This window comes from Pseudomonas sp. NBRC 111133 (genome assembly GCF_001320605.1).
GTDB lineage: Bacteria > Pseudomonadota > Gammaproteobacteria > Pseudomonadales > Pseudomonadaceae > Aquipseudomonas > Aquipseudomonas monteilii.
The window spans coordinates 1-14,024 of record NZ_BCBJ01000003.1 but is presented as its reverse complement, the minus strand read 5'-3'; the positions used below and the strand labels follow the sequence as shown (position 1 = coordinate 14,024).

At 63.7% G+C, this 14,024-nt stretch carries 14 protein-coding genes; 2 read left to right on the top strand and 12 right to left on the bottom strand.

Annotated elements, in window-relative coordinates; all coding sequences use genetic code 11:
* Positions 1-23 precede the first annotated feature (23 nt).
* The 3 genes from APH36_RS01755 to APH36_RS31515 form a co-directional block, all read right to left on the bottom strand.
* Positions 24-692 carry a bifunctional 2-polyprenyl-6-hydroxyphenol methylase/3-demethylubiquinol 3-O-methyltransferase UbiG gene (locus APH36_RS01755; protein WP_060497270.1) on the bottom strand — a complete coding sequence of 223 codons (669 nt, stop codon included), beginning with the start codon at positions 690-692 and terminating at the stop codon, positions 24-26.
* A 19-nt stretch (positions 693-711) separates the two neighbouring features.
* Entirely contained in the window at positions 712-1,575 is an 864-nt protein-coding gene (locus APH36_RS01750; protein ID WP_060497234.1) for a sensor domain-containing diguanylate cyclase, read from the bottom strand.
* A 79-nt stretch (positions 1,576-1,654) separates the two neighbouring features.
* On the bottom strand, positions 1,655-1,807 hold the full coding sequence (locus APH36_RS31515) for a hypothetical protein (RefSeq protein ID WP_156342042.1): 153 nt from the start codon (positions 1,805-1,807) through the stop codon (positions 1,655-1,657).
* Here APH36_RS31515 and APH36_RS33090 point away from each other — a divergent pair.
* Entirely contained in the window at positions 1,788-1,931 is a 144-nt protein-coding gene (locus tag APH36_RS33090) for a hypothetical protein (RefSeq protein ID WP_110225574.1), read from the top strand. The genes APH36_RS31515 and APH36_RS33090 overlap by 20 nt on opposite strands.
* 85 nt (positions 1,932-2,016) lie before the next feature.
* On the opposite strand, the gene APH36_RS01745 is transcribed toward APH36_RS33090, so the two are convergent.
* The 7 genes from APH36_RS01745 to APH36_RS01715 form a co-directional block, all read right to left on the bottom strand.
* Positions 2,017-2,313, bottom strand: a complete 297-nt coding sequence (locus tag APH36_RS01745; protein WP_060497233.1) for a chorismate mutase — start codon at positions 2,311-2,313, stop codon at positions 2,017-2,019.
* A 188-nt stretch (positions 2,314-2,501) separates the two neighbouring features.
* Complete coding sequence (locus APH36_RS01740; protein ID WP_060497232.1) at positions 2,502-3,287, bottom strand: ABC transporter ATP-binding protein; 786 nt, start codon at positions 3,285-3,287, stop codon at positions 2,502-2,504.
* Between the two features lie 11 nt (positions 3,288-3,298).
* Positions 3,299-4,054, bottom strand: coding sequence for an ABC transporter permease (locus APH36_RS01735; protein ID WP_060497231.1), 756 nt, complete (start codon positions 4,052-4,054; stop codon positions 3,299-3,301).
* 10 nt (positions 4,055-4,064) lie between these two features.
* A complete protein-coding gene (locus APH36_RS01730; protein ID WP_060497230.1) occupies positions 4,065-4,817 on the bottom strand; it encodes an ABC transporter permease in 753 nt (250 codons plus the stop codon).
* 198 nt (positions 4,818-5,015) lie between these two features.
* Positions 5,016-7,463: a TonB-dependent siderophore receptor gene (locus APH36_RS01725; RefSeq protein ID WP_060497229.1), complete on the bottom strand. Its 2,448-nt coding sequence runs from the start codon at positions 7,461-7,463 to the stop codon at positions 5,016-5,018.
* A gap of 59 nt (positions 7,464-7,522) precedes the next feature.
* Positions 7,523-9,766 carry a TonB-dependent receptor gene (locus APH36_RS01720; protein WP_060497228.1) on the bottom strand — a complete coding sequence of 748 codons (2,244 nt, stop codon included), beginning with the start codon at positions 9,764-9,766 and terminating at the stop codon, positions 7,523-7,525.
* 217 nt (positions 9,767-9,983) lie between these two features.
* Positions 9,984-10,907: a LysR family transcriptional regulator gene (locus APH36_RS01715; RefSeq protein WP_060497227.1), complete on the bottom strand. Its 924-nt coding sequence runs from the start codon at positions 10,905-10,907 to the stop codon at positions 9,984-9,986.
* A gap of 103 nt (positions 10,908-11,010) precedes the next feature.
* Here APH36_RS01715 and nfsB point away from each other — a divergent pair, with 103 nt between their 5' ends.
* On the top strand, positions 11,011-11,664 hold the full coding sequence (nfsB, locus tag APH36_RS01710) for an oxygen-insensitive NAD(P)H nitroreductase (protein ID WP_060497226.1): 654 nt from the start codon (positions 11,011-11,013) through the stop codon (positions 11,662-11,664).
* A gap of 60 nt (positions 11,665-11,724) precedes the next feature.
* On the opposite strand, the gene APH36_RS01705 is transcribed toward nfsB, so the two are convergent.
* Together APH36_RS01705 and APH36_RS01700 are read right to left on the bottom strand one after the other, a co-directional pair.
* Entirely contained in the window at positions 11,725-12,879 is a 1,155-nt protein-coding gene (locus tag APH36_RS01705; protein ID WP_060497225.1) for a cysteine desulfurase family protein, read from the bottom strand.
* A gap of 188 nt (positions 12,880-13,067) precedes the next feature.
* Positions 13,068-13,994, bottom strand: a complete 927-nt coding sequence (locus tag APH36_RS01700; protein WP_060497224.1) for a LysR family transcriptional regulator — start codon at positions 13,992-13,994, stop codon at positions 13,068-13,070.
* Positions 13,995-14,024: the final 30 nt, after the last annotated feature.

Genomic DNA, 14,024 nt, shown 5'->3' with positions numbered 1-14,024 from the left:
GCTGGGTGGGGGCTTGAGCGCCTTCAAGGGCGCTCAGCCACCATCAATAAGGACTGCGGCACCGCACTCTGCGGGTGCTGCGGCTCCTGCAGGCTGACCAGCCGAAGCCCCGCCATGTCCATTGCATTCAGCCAGCTGGCCAGGGTACGGAAATACCAGGGCATTGGCTGCCAATCCCCGGCAAACCCGGCAAATGACTCCTCCCGCCAACCATCCTGATAGTCCCCGCCCGCCACGCCCCATGGGTGCAGCGTCTGGATCACCAGCGCACCGCCAGGCACCAGTAGGTCGTGCATCGCTACCAGTAGCGGAATGATGTCCTGGTGCAACAACGCAAAATTGGCACAGATCAGGTCATAACCTTTGCCTACGTAAACGTTGGCCTCGGCCAACTGCGCATAGCTGGCCAGGTGCACCTCGGCCGAGCCCGCAGCCCGCGCGGCATCCACCAAGGTTCTGTCGCCGTCGACGCCCACGGCTTCGATCCCGCGATCACCCAGGGCGCGCAGCAGCCAGCCCTCACCGCAGCCCAGGTCCAGCACCCGTTCGGGCTGGCGGCCAAGAATGGCCAGCAGGATCGCCTGGTCGGTGACCTGGCGGCGGCTTTCGATGGCGCCGCTGCGCACGGCGTCAATCCAGGCTTGCGCGTTGTGCTGCCAACTGTCGAGCAAAGCGTCTTCAGGGTTGGGCATGATCATGGTCCTTTCTTGTTCAGCCGGCTGCGGTCCTCTGTCGCTTGACCTGATACATGTTTCCATCAGCGTGCCTCAGCAATAGGTCGGCATCGTGGCCGTCCTCAGGGAAACAGGCTACGCCGATGCTGCAGGACGGCGCGTCGACGCCGGGCAGTTGGACGCCGAGTGGCTCGGCCATGGCTGCCAGGATGTTGGCGACGTGTTCGGCAATCGCCTCCGGCGACGGGTGATCCGTCAGCAGCACGGTAAACTCGTCTCCGCCCATGCGCGCCACGGTGCCGTTTTTACCTACACAGTCTTCCAGGCGCCGTGCCACTATGCACAGTACCCGGTCGCCCACGCTGTGCCCGTGGTTGTCATTGATCTGCTTGAAGTCATTGATATCAATAAACAGCAACGCCAGCCGATGCTCTTGCTGCCGGGCTGTGGCAAGTGCGTTGCCGAGCCGTTCGTTGAACATGGCCCGGTTGGCCAGTCGGGTCAGCGGGTCGTAATGGGCTAGGAAGCGCAGCGCTTCTTCTGCCTGGTGCAGTGCCGTCACATCCCGCGCCACACCGATGCGCGCTTGCGCCTCATCGGACCAGCTGGCTGCCCACAGGATATGCACGATCTCGCCATCCTTGCGCACATAGCGGTTGCGGAAGTCGTAATGGGGCTGCCCGTTCATCACCCTTACAATCGACGCGCGGGTGATGGCCAGGTCGTCCGGGTGCATGTAGTCGGTGATCGGTGTGCCGATCAGCTCGCGGGCCTGGTAGCCCAGCAGCGCTTCGCAGGCATCGCTGACGAAGACAATCTGGTTGTCCCTGTCGACCACGAACACGGTGTCCAGCATCAGGTGGATCAGCCTGGGGTATAGCGCTTGCAGGTCTACGGGCATGGGGCAGGGTGTCCGCGGAGGGGTGACCGATCATAGCCTGACGCCAATAGACCGGCCACCGCTACCGTGTGTGCTCCGATCAATTGCTTACCATCAGTTCCGGCCCCAGGTAATTGTTGATCTGCTCGATGTCGTCATCGCCCAGGCTACCCACCGACGAGGCCAGCCGCAGCCGCGACATCAGGTAGTTCAGCTTCGCTGGCAGCGACACACTGTTCGGTGACGCTGGCAACGACATCCTGTCGGGTGGTAGCGGCAGTGACTACCTCAACGGTGATGTTGGCGACGATACGCTGGTCAGCATTGGCGCCACCGACGCCATCCGCCTGGTAGGGGGGCGGATGCAACCACAGTAACCGCAGCGGACTTCACCTTGGCCAGTTGAGCAGCCCCAGGGTAAGTTGTTGGCTTCAAATACCGGGGCTGCCGCGCAGCCCCGGTTTATTTGCCGGCCAAACCGGCATGCACGCTCAACTCTTCATCGATGAACGCTGCAATCATCGCCCGATAAACCCGCTCCACCACCTCTGGCGAAGCCCCCGTTTCTTCGGCAATTCCTCTCACCTTGGCAATTACTTGCTCGACCCGTGCGGGTGCGCGGACGTCATCGGTGGTCTTTTTGAAAGTAGCCGCCTGGGCTACCAACTGGCCGCGCTGGGCGAGCAGGGCGACCAGGTTCTGATCGATATGATCGATGCGCGTGCGGACATCTTCGATCGATGTGCAGCGTACGTTCATGTGTGAAGCTCCTTAAGGGGTTGCGGCACAGTACCACAGGTGCTGAGGCTCAGAGGTCGTAGCGCAGGTTCAACGTTGCGTGCCTGGGTGCCCCGTAATGCCCATAGTTCCCCGCCAGGCCTGCTCCCAAGCGCCGCCAGTTTCAGCTGCCAGTCATTGGCAAGCCCTGTCTTGCCGTTCACAACCCGTCAATGCCCCACAAGTTCCCCTAGCAAGCGCTGCTTGTACCTCTGCAGTACCTGGCTATCGCGCTGGCGTGGATGGGGCAGGTCTATGCGCAGATCCTCACGAATCCGTCCCGGGTGTGCGTCCATCACGATCACCCGGTCACCGAGGTACAGTGCTTCTTCGATATCGTGGGTCACCATGATCACCGTGCAGCGCTCCTGCACCCAGATGCGCTGCAACTCCTGTTGCAGCCGCACCCGGGTCAGTGCATCCAGCGCGCCGAGTGGCTCGTCCAGCAACAGCACTTTGGGCTTGTTCACCAGCGCCCGGGCAATCGCCGCGCGCTGGGCCATACCACCGGAAAGCTGGTGCGGATAGGCTTGCTCGTAACCGCTCAGACCCACCCGTTCGATGTGCTCGGCCACCAATCGATTCTTCTCGGTCGTCGGCAGTGCATGATTTTTCAACGCCAGGGCGATGTTCTGCTGCAGGGTCATCCACGGGAACAGGCGGTGGTCCTGGAACACGATGCCGCGTTCCAGGCCTGGCCCGCGCACGGGTTGCCCATCCAGCAGGATCTGCCCTTGGTAAGCCTGGTCCAGGCCAACGATCAACCGTAGCAGGGTGGATTTGCCGCAGCCGCTGGCGCCGAGAATGCTGACAAACTCGCCGGGGCGGATGTCCAGGTCGATGCCTTGCAACACCGGTACAGCCTTGCCCTTGAGCGTGTACGCCTTGTTCAGGCCGCGAAGGGTCAGTGCGCCGGTGATGGCGCTGGTGGGTAAAGCATGGGCGATGGCGTTCATGGTCGGGCCTTTCAAGAGGTGGTACGCCAGCGCAGCAGGCGGCGGGTGAGGAGGGTGCTCAGCCAGGACATCAGGTAGCCACACAGGCCGATGCACAGCACGCAGACCACAATGATCTCCATGCGCGCCCCGGCTTCGGCGGTCATCATCAAGCTGCCAAGGCCGGCCCCGGCAGACAGGAACAGCTCGCTGCCCACCGAGGTTACCCAGGCGAACGCCAGGGCCTGCAACACCCCGGCGGCGATGCCTGGCAGGGCGGCGGGTAGCAGGATCAGTCGAAGTTGCTGCCAACGGCTGAGCATCAATACCTGCGCGGCTTCACGGTGCTGACCGGCAACCTGGCGCAGGCTCTCGAACGTGTTCAGCACCATCGGGTACAACGCCGCCAGGCTGACAATCAGCAGCTTGGCGCCTTCGCCGTTCCCCAGCCATAACGCAATCAACGGAATCCAACCCAGCATCGGCACCTGGCGCAGGGCGTGGAACAGCGGGGCGATCAGGCGGTTGGCCGGTGCGGACAGGGCCATCAGCGCGCCCAGGCCAACACCGCCGACAATACCGATGGCCAGGCCGCTGCAGGTGCGCAGCAAGCTGGCCCACAGGTTGACCAGCAATTCACCGCTGCCCAGCAACGCGGCCAAGGCCGTGCCCACCTGCGCCAGCGGCACGAAGGCATAGGCGCCGGCGGCGCCCTGGCGCGAGGCGTACTCCCAGGCGCCGAGCAGCAACAGTGGCAATACCAGACCGCGCAATGTTTGCAGTTTCATCACAGCCTCCTCAGCGGCTTTGCCAGGCAGACAAGCGCCGCTCCACACGGCGCAGGGTGAAATCCAGGGTAAAACCGATCAGCCCAGTCAGCACCACGCCGACCATCACCACATCGATACGCAGCATCTGCCTGCCCATCTCGATCATCTGCCCCAGGCCGCTGTCTGCCGCCAGCAGCTCGCAGGCCACCAGCACCACCCAGGCGCGGGTCATGGCCACGCGAATGCCGGTGACAATGGCCGGTACTGCAGCGGGCAGGGCAATTCGCCCCACCAGCGTCGGCCAGCGCAAGCGGTACACCGCCGCCACTTCGAAATGGCTGCGCGGGATGGCGCGGATGCCTTCACAGGTGGCCAGTGCCACCGGGAAGAACGCGGTCTTGGCAACGATCACTACCTTGAAGGTTTCGTCGACACCAAACATCAGCACGAACATCGGGATCAGGGCGATGCTCGGCACCTGACGCAGGGTGTGGAACAGCGGGGCGCAGTAGGCCTCCACCGTTTTCGACATGGCCAGCGCCGCACCGAAGCCGAGGCCCGCCAGTGCGCCGCCGGTGAAGCCCAGGGCCAGGCGCGACAGGCTGCCTGCCAGGTGCGCCTGAAGTTCACCTGTGGTCAGAAGGTCGTTGAGGCTCAGCCAGACCTCTTGCGGCGGGACCAGCAGGTTGGCCGGAAACAGCCCGGCATTGGCCACCACGGCCCAGAGCGTGAGCAGGGCCAGGGGGGAGATGAACCAGGAAAGGGTAGAGAGCACGCGCATGGCAAGCCTTGGGAAAACAGAAGGTGTTAGGGGTATCGCAAGAGCTGTGCCAGGCGGCGCAGGCCCCGGAATGCGGGGCTGAGGGAAGAGGATGGTGCTGGAGACGCAGCAGGGTGCTGCTGCAGCAGCAGTCCGTCAGCAGCATCGATGTTGGCTTCTTCGCGGGCTTGCCCGCGAAGAAGCCAACGCGGTTTCAGCCTAGAAGTCGTAACTCACGCTGGTGTAGTAGAACGCTCCCTGCGCCCCCTCCGGGCTGGTGATGGAGTATTTGGGCACGCCATACAACTGCGCACCCTTGAGCTTGTCCGGGTGGCTGTCGAACAGGTTGATCGCGCCCGCCGACACGGTCAAGCCCAGGTCGAAGCGGTACGACACATCCAGGTCGGTTACCCACTGCGGGCTGAAGGTCTGGTCCAGCGTGGGGTTTGCGGCGTTGCGGTTTTTCCACTCGCCATATCGGCGCTGAGCCACGGTGACGCTCCAGTTGTCATACAGCCAGTTGGCGCTGAGCGTGAGCTTGTCCTTGGGCGTGCCATCCTCGATCAGCCCTTGGGTATTGCGGCCGATGATCTGGTTGCCGGGGATGTTGCCCACATCATCCAGCCCGGTGATGCGGGTGTTGTTGCGCGCATAGCCGCCGTTGAAGTCCACGCGCCCCCAGCGGCCCACGTCCAGCTGATAATGGCCCGCCAACTCGAAACCGTCGGTGCGGGTGTCGGCGATGTTGGTATAGAACGCCGCACTCTGGATGTTGGCGTAGGGGGTGCCGGCGAAGATCGGGCCCACCACCGATGCAGGCAACTGGTCGGACAGGGTGATGCGGTTGTCGATGTCGATGCGGTAAGCGTCAAGGGTGACCGAGGCATTGGGCACCGGCCGCCAGACCAGGCCCACGGAGAAGTTGGTCGACTCTTCCGGCTTCAGCGCCTTGCCACCCAGCAAGGCGGCTTCCGGGCTGTCGGCGCGCAGGGTGCGCTGCTGCACCTCGACCCAGTTGCCACTGCCTGGCGGCTGCTCTACTACTTGCACACTGAACGACGACAGCCCGCTCTGCACCAGCGAAGGCGCACGGTAGCCGGTGCTGGCGCTGGCCCGTGCGGCAATCTGCGGGGTGAAGTCGTAGCGCAGCGACAGCTTGCCGTTGATGGTGTCACCAAAGTCCGAATAATGCTCGCTGCGCACCGCCACACCGGCCTGGAATTTTTCTGTCAGTTGGGCTTCGACGTCGACATAGGCGCCGATCACGCGACGGTCCAGCGACACGGCATCGACCTGGGTGATGCCCGAGTAATAGCCGGGGATGCGTCGGCCAGAGGCCGGGTCAACGGTATTGAACAGGGGGCCGTTGGACCAGCCGGCGGCGTCGCCCTCGGTCAGGTCGTAGTTTTCCTGACGCCAGGCCAGCCCGGCAGACACTGTAAGTGGCTTGAACAGCCAGTCGTTGGCAAAGTCGCGGGTCCAGTCCAGGGTCAGGTTGGTCTGGTCGGCTTCGCGGCGGCCGGTGTAGATCGTCGAGGGGCTCGCCGTCCCCCAGCTGGGGTTGATGGCGTTACGGTCGGTGGATTCGACCCGGTTGTCGCCGTAGTTCAAGGCCAGGTCGAAGTTGCCTACGGTTTCGTCTTCAAGACGCAGGCCGCCGGTGACCGCAAAGTCTTCCAGGCCGTAGCGGGTGACCGGCAGGCGGCCGTCGGGGTAGCGCGCCAGGGCCACGCTGCCGTAGTTGCTGCGCAGGGTGGTGGGCGGGTCGAAGAAGTTCTCGGCGTCGGTGTTCTTGTGCGCGTAGGTGGCAAAACCGTAGGCGCTAAGGCCGTCGCTCAAGCCCATTTCGGCGTTGGCGGTGAAGTTGTACTGGTCCGAGACATTGCCCGAGCCCCAACGCCAGTTGCGGTAGCGGTTGTTTTGCTCACGCGCGGTGTCGATGCTGGTAGAGCCGGGGTAGAAGAGGCGGTTGTCGTCGCGGGTGTCGCTGGCCGGGTCCTGGCTGCCGGCGTCGAAGGCCAGGGTCAGGAAGCCGTCGTTGGGCAGGGCGAAACCCTTCCAGCCACTGAGTTTGCGTTGCAGGCCGTCGCCTTTCTTGTAACCGCCGAAGCGGTAGCCGGCGTTGCCACCTTCGTCGCGCGCCTTGAGCACGATGTTGATCACCCCGGCAATGGCATCCGAGCCGTACTGGGCGGCGGCGCCGTCACGCAGGATTTCCACGCGCTCGATGGCCGACAGCGGGATCAGGCTGAGGTCCACCGCTGCCGCGCCACGGGCGTTGACCAAGCCCTGGCGGGTAACGTTGGCGCTGGTGTGGCGGCGTTTGCCGTTGACCAGCACCAGCACCTGGTCCGAAGCAAGGCCGCGCAGCGAGGCACCTTGGGCGATGGAGCCCGCGAAAGCTCCTTGTGGTGATTGCGGGAAGCTGAACGAGGGCGACAGTGCGGTGAGTGCGGCGGACAGGTCACTGGCGCCGGTTTCCTTGAGTTTTTCGCCGCTCAGTACATCGACCGGGGCGGCGCTTTGCAGGGCGGTCACGTCGCTGCGGTGGGTGCCGACCACGACCACGGTGTCGAGGCGGTCGTTGGGTTCGGCGGCGAAGGCGGGCACGGCGAGGCCGGCGATGGCCAGGGCGATGGCGCTGGCCAAGGGGGGGTGGTGGGGCATGGGGTGTTCCTGCTGAATGATGTATTGGCAGTGCCGGCGATAGGGCCCGGAAGGACAACCTAGAATCGGCTGGTAACGCTGAGCCCGACGGTGCGCGGGTCGCCGTAAGTGATCACGTACTGCCCGGCAGTGCCGTTGGGCCGGCCATGCACCTGGTAGCGGCGGTCGGTGAGGTTGTTGACGAAGCCGGTCACGCTCAGCTTGTCGTCGTGGCTGAACCAGCTCAGGCGGGCGTTGGCCAGGGTGTAGTGGGGCTGGCTGAGGGTGGCGTCGGCACTGCTCTGGCGGTCGGCCAGGAAGTACTCCTTGTCACGGAAGCTCACGTCGCCACCGGCCACCAGCTTGCCGCCCACTTCCAGCGGGATGGTGTAGTCGGCGCCCAGCGACACCACGTTGCGGGGCGAGCGCACGAAGCTGTTGCCGCTGTAGTCGCCCGTCACCGCACCGGTGGTAGGGTTGGTGTTCTTGAAGTCTGTGTATTCGGTGTCGAGGAACGACACCGCCGCGCGCAGGTGCAGGCGCTCGGTCGGCTGGCCTTCGATTTCCAGTTCTGCGCCTTTGACCTTGCCCTTGGCGCCGTTGGTCAGTGCGGTGGTGAGCACGCCGTTGTTCACCGTCAGCAGGTTCACCTGGATGTCGGAGTAGTCGTAGTAGAAGAGGTTGGCGTTGACGGTCAGGCGGCGATCGAACCACTCCGACTTCAGCCCCAGCTCGTAGGCGTCCAGCTCTTCCGGGTCGACCGTGGTCAGCTGTGCCAGGCTGGTCGAAAGCCCGGTGTTGAAACCACCCGAGCGGAAACCGTGGGCGTAGCGGAAGAACACCCGCAGGTTGTCATTGATGCGGTACTCGGGGGTGAGGTCGTAGGTCCAGGCTTCCCAGGTCTTGTCTTCCTGGCGGTTACCGTTGGTGCCCACACCGCCCAGCGGTATCAGCGGGCCGCTGGCGGTGGCGCGGGTCAGTTGCACCAGGTCCAGGTCGATGTCTTTCTTCTCCTGGGTCCAGCGCAGGCCGCCGGTGACGCTGAAGTCATCGGTAAAGTCGTAGGTCAGGTTGCCAAACAGCGCGTAGCTGTCGGTGCGCTGGTCGTAACCCAGGTCGCGGAACGCGGTGGTGCCCACCTGGTTCGAACCGGTGCCGTTGGGCGTCGGCCCGGGGGTGACGATGCGTTGCGCCGAGCTGTCCAGGTCTTCATGGAAGTAGTGCGCACCCACCAGCCAGTGCAGCGGGCGGTCTTCCGGCGATGCCAGGCGCAGCTCTTGCGACCACTGGCGGTAGCTGTTGTCGGTTATGGCCGCGCCGTTGACCTCGTAGGGGGTGTAGTCGGCATCGCTGGTGGAGCGGTTGCGGAGGTAGTCGTAGGCGCTGATCGAGGTCAGGGTGTAATCGCCGAGGTACCAGTTGAAGGTCAGCGAGGCGCCATCGTGGTCCAGGCGATAGTCTTCGTTAACGTTCAGCGAGATATCGCGGCCGTGCGGGCGTTCGTAGCCGACGTTGTAGTAGCGGCCAACCGGCAGCGAGCCGTTGCTGCCATCGCCTTTGAACTGGCGGCTGTGCAGTTTGAGCAGGGCGTCCAGGTCGGGGTTGAGCTGGGCCAGAAACTGCAGACGGATGGCTTTCTTGTTCACATCACCGTAGGTGTTGCCGTCGAAGTCGTTGTTCTGAAAACCGTCACGCTCTTCGGAATACAGCGCGACTCGCCCGGCCAGTTTTTCATCGACCAGCGCACCGCCGATGGCACCGGTGACGATACGCTCGTTCTTGCTGCCGAAGCCGACAGTGCCATAGCCGTCGGTGTCGAAGGTGGGCTTCTTCGAGATCACGTTCACTGCGCCGGCCGTGGTGTTCTTGCCATACAGGGTGCCTTGCGGCCCGCGCAGGATTTCGATGCGTTCCAGGTCGAACAGCGGTCCGCCACCGGCGATGGGCGCGTTGAGGTAGACATCGTCCGCGTAGATGCCCACCGGGAATACGGTTGCCGCGCCAGTATCGCCGGTGCCCAGGCCACGGATATACCAACGAGGGCGGCCGTCGCCGTCGGGGTTCTTGGCCGAGGCGTTGGGCACGAAGGTGGTGATGTCGCCCATCGAGCGCACGCCATCGGCAGTGATGCTGGTGCCCTTGATGGCCGACACCGCAACCGGTACTTCCTGCAAGGTCTGCTCTCGGTGCTGAGCGGTGACCGTTACGGTTTCAAGGGCGGGTTCGTTCTTGTTGTCTTCGTTGGCAGCGATGGCCTGGCTGCCGGTGCCGGCCAGCAGCAGCGCAAGGCTGATCTGGCGGGCCAGTGGGTTGAGCGGATGCATGGTGGATCTCCCCGTATGTAAAGCGTTGTTGGGGAGGGCTAGAGCAGGGACTGTGCCATTTTTTTAAGTTATTGATATATATGATTTTTAATGGATTTCTTCGGCGGTGTTGCAGGTTGGGCAGCAGTCGGGTGCTGGGCGGGTGCTGCTGGGGCAGCAGTGGTGGCGTGCAACCTGTTGCAAGCGTTTTTGCGCCCTGCTCGCTGCCTGCTGGCGCTTAGTCCGGGACGATTGTGCAACCGTTGTTCAGTGCGCGAGCGCGCAGGGCCTCGAAGTGGTCGCGCAGGCACAGGTGCAGTTGTGACACCGCAGGCGTGAGTTGTTTGCGGTGTGGGCAAACCAGGGTTACAGGCACGGATTCACCCAGGTATTCGGGCAGGATGATCTGCAGTTCGCCGGCTGCAATATTGGCGCTTACGTCCAGCCACGATTTGTAGACGATGCCTTCACCTTGCAGGGCCAGACGGCGGATGACGTCGGCATCGTCGCTGACCAGCGGCCCGCTGACCTGCACGGTGCGGTTGCCCACCCGCCACTTGTCGTAGACCCGGTTGTGCTGCATGTACAGCAGGCAGGCATGTTCTTGCAGGGCTTCGGGCGTGACCGGGTGGCCGTGGCGGGCCAGGTAATCGGGCGATGCCACCAGCACTCGGCGGTTCCAGCTGGCCAAGGGCAGGGCGATGTAGTTGGCGTCCTGGTTGAGGCCATAGCGGATGGCCACATCCACCGGGTCACGGTTCAGGTCGGCAATCTGGTCGGACAGAAAAAAGCGCAGGTGCAGGGCCGGGTGCTCCCGGCGAAAGGCGCTCAGCCAGGGCAACAGCATGTTGCGGCCCAAGTCGGAAGGCGCCGACACCTGCAGGGTGCCACGCAGGGTGCCAGGGTTGCCATGCAGGTCTTCGCGCCCCTGGCGAAGGCTCTCCAGCACATTCAGGGCGGTCGGCAGGTAGCGCTCGCCTTCGGCGGTAAGGCGCAGGCTACGGGTGGTGCGGGCAAACAGGCGCACATCGAGGTCGCGCTCGAGGCGTTTGATCGCAGCAGCCACTTGCCCCGGCAGCAGGCCGGCTTCATGGGCGGCGGCCGTGAAGCTGCCCAGCACGCTGCTGCGCACGAACAGTTCGAGGTCAGTGATGCGCAGCATCTTCACTCCAGGTGTGAAAGTGTTGCTGCATTGTGCCGGTTTTTCTTTGCGGCAGGAAAGATAAGATGCCCGGCAAATCCCCAGTACATTCCGGAGTTGTTGCATGGATACCGTCTCGCTGGCCAAGCGCCGCTACACCACCAAAGCCTACGATGCCTCGCGCCGCATTCCCCAGGCCACTGTCGACGCCCTGCTCGAGCAACTGCGCCACAGCCCGTCCTCGGTCAACTCCCAACCCTGGCACTTCATCGTCGCCGACACAGCCGAAGGCAAGGCCCGCCTGGCCAAGAGCACCACGGAGCGTTTTGCTTACAACACGCCGAAACTGCTCGATGCGTCGCACGTGATTGTGTTCTGCACCCGTACCGAAATGCCCGAGGCGCACCTCAATGCCGTGCTCGAGCAGGAAGCTGCCGATGGCCGTTTCCGCGATGAACAAGCGCGAGCCGCACAGAACCAGAGCCGCCGTCACTACGTCGACCTGCACCGTCATGACCAGAAGGACGTGCAGCACTGGATGGAGAAACAGACCTATCTGGCATTGGGTACTGCATTGCTGGGGGCTGCGGCACATGGCCTGGACGCCACGCCCATCGAGGGCTTCGACAGCAAGGTCCTGGATGCCGAGCTGGGGCTGCGTGAGCGTGGCTTCACCAGCGTGGTGATCCTCAGCCTGGGCTACCGTGCTGAAACGGACTTTAACGCCGGGCTGAACAAGTCACGCTTGCCGGCGTCGCAGGTGTTCACCTTCCTGTGAGTTTACCGGGGCGCTGGGTGCCCCGGTGACGCCGTGCGGCAGGCCGCGCCAGGGCGCGGCTTACCACAACGTTGCAGATGCTGCTGTCAGTACCCGGGCAAACACGTCGATCGCTTTGTCCACTTCGGCCTCGGTGCTGAAGCGCCCGATGCTCAAGCGCACACTGTTGCGTGCCTGGTGCTCGTCCAGCCCCAGCGCCAGCAGCACATGTGAGGCTGCATGGCTGGCCGAGTTGCAGGCCGAGGTGGTCGATAACGCCAACTCGCTGGCCAGCGCCGCACTGTTGAAGCCCTTGCTGTCGATGCACAGGTTCAGGGTATGGGGAATGCGTTGGCTGGCGCATCCGTTCAGGCTGACGCCGGGCAAGGCCAGCAGGCCTTCGCGCAGGCGCTTTGCCAGTTGCTCCAGGTGCTGGTATTCATTGTCGCCGGGCTGGCCGGCCAAGGCAAAAGCGCTGCCCATGCCCGCGATCTGGTGGGTCGCCAGGGTGCCGGAGCGCAGGCCCTGTTCATGGCCGCCGCCGTGCATCTGCGCACGCATCAGCGCACGGGCGCGTGGTCCGACGTACAGCGCGCCGATGCCTTTTGGCCCGTACACCTTGTGTGCCGAAAACGACATCAGGTCCACGGCCATCGTGTTCAGGTTGATGGCCAGCTTGCCCACGGCCTGCGCCGCGTCCACGTGCAGCAAGGCACCGTGGGCACGCACCTGTTCACCAATGGTGGCAAAGTCAGTGACCGTGCCCAGCTCATTGTTGACTGCCATCAACGATACCAGGCGGGTATCGGGGCGCAGTGCGGCCTGTACGCTGGCGGGCTTGATCAGGCCGACGGCATCCGGGGCCAGGCGGGTAACGTCCCAGCCTTGGCGCTCCAGTTCGGCCACGGTGTCGAGCACGGCTTTGTGTTCCAGTTGGCTGGTGATCAGGTGCCCAGGCTGGCCGGCGCCTTGAGCAATGCCTTTTAGCGCCAGGTTGTTGGACTCGGTCGCGCCCGAGGTCCAGACCAGGCGCTCGACGTGTGCGCCGACGCGCTCGGCCACTTGCTGGCGGGCTTGCTCAACGGCTCGTCGGGCAGCCTGGCCGAAGGCATGACCACTGGACGCCGGGTTGCCGAAGTTGGCTTGGCTGCCAAGGCTGGCGAGCATGGTTTCGATGACCCGGTCGTCGACTGGAGTGGTGGCGGCGTAATCAAAGTAGAGCGGGGCGCTTGGCATTGAGGCAGGTCCATGTCTGTCGCCGTGAAATCGGCGATTGATGGCGTAAGCGTATCCGCCATCTGAAAGAAATTTTTTACTTCCCACAGTGGATTTTTGAGTGCTGCCACATAGATTTTCTATCTGTTTGTAGATTTTTAGGATTTTTTTCCTCCGTGGTGGCCATGAGCGATCCCTCGTGCGCATCTTCAGGCAGGCTCCAAGGCTCTTTCTTCCTCGGCCACCACGCGTTCGCACAGTTCGGTGATTTGCTCACGCATCCAGCGGTTGGCCGGGTCCTGATCGGTGCTTTCATGCCAGTACAGGTGCGTTTCGAGCGCGGGTACTTCCACCGGCAGGGGGTGATAGCGCAGTTGATGGCGGCGGGCGAAGCGCTCGGGCACCGTCATCGCCATGTCGGTTTGCTGCAATACCTGCGAAGCCATCAGGTAGTGCTGCGAGCGCAAGGCCACTTTGCGCTGTACGCCCATCTTGCCCAGCGCCAGGTCGACATAGCCCAGGCCGTTACGGCGGCTGGAGATATGGATGTGGGTCATGCCCAGGTAACTGTCGAGGGTCAGCTTGCTGTCGGCCAGCGGGTGGCCCTGGCGCAAGGCACAGACATAGCGGTCTTGCATCAGTTTGACGTGGCGTACCTGCGGGTCAGTATTCAGGGGGGCGTCGATGGCGAAGTCCAGGCGGCCGGCGGCGAGCTCCTTGGTGGTTTCGCGGCGCTTGCACAGGAAACTCTCGATCAGCACCGCCGGCGCCAGGCGGCGCAGGCGCTGGAACAGCGGCGGCAGGATCACCGCCTCGGTCAGGTCGGTCATGCTGATGCGGAAGGTCTTGTTGGCTTGTTGCGGGTTGAAGATACGGCTTTCCTGCACCGACGTACGCAACAGTGCCAGTGCGTTGCGCACCGGGCCGATGATGTTCTGTGCCATGGGCGTGGGCACCATGCCCTGCGCGGTGCGCACGAACAGCGGGTCGTTGAAGGTTTCGCGCAACCGCGAAAGGGCGTTGGACACCGCTGGCTGCGTGATACCTACAATCTGCCCGGCGCGGGTCAGGTTGGCTTCGGTATAGATCGCATCGAACACGATGAACAGGTTGAGGTCGACCTTGCTGAGGTTCATGGGCGCCGCTCTTTGTTGGAGTTATTGGCC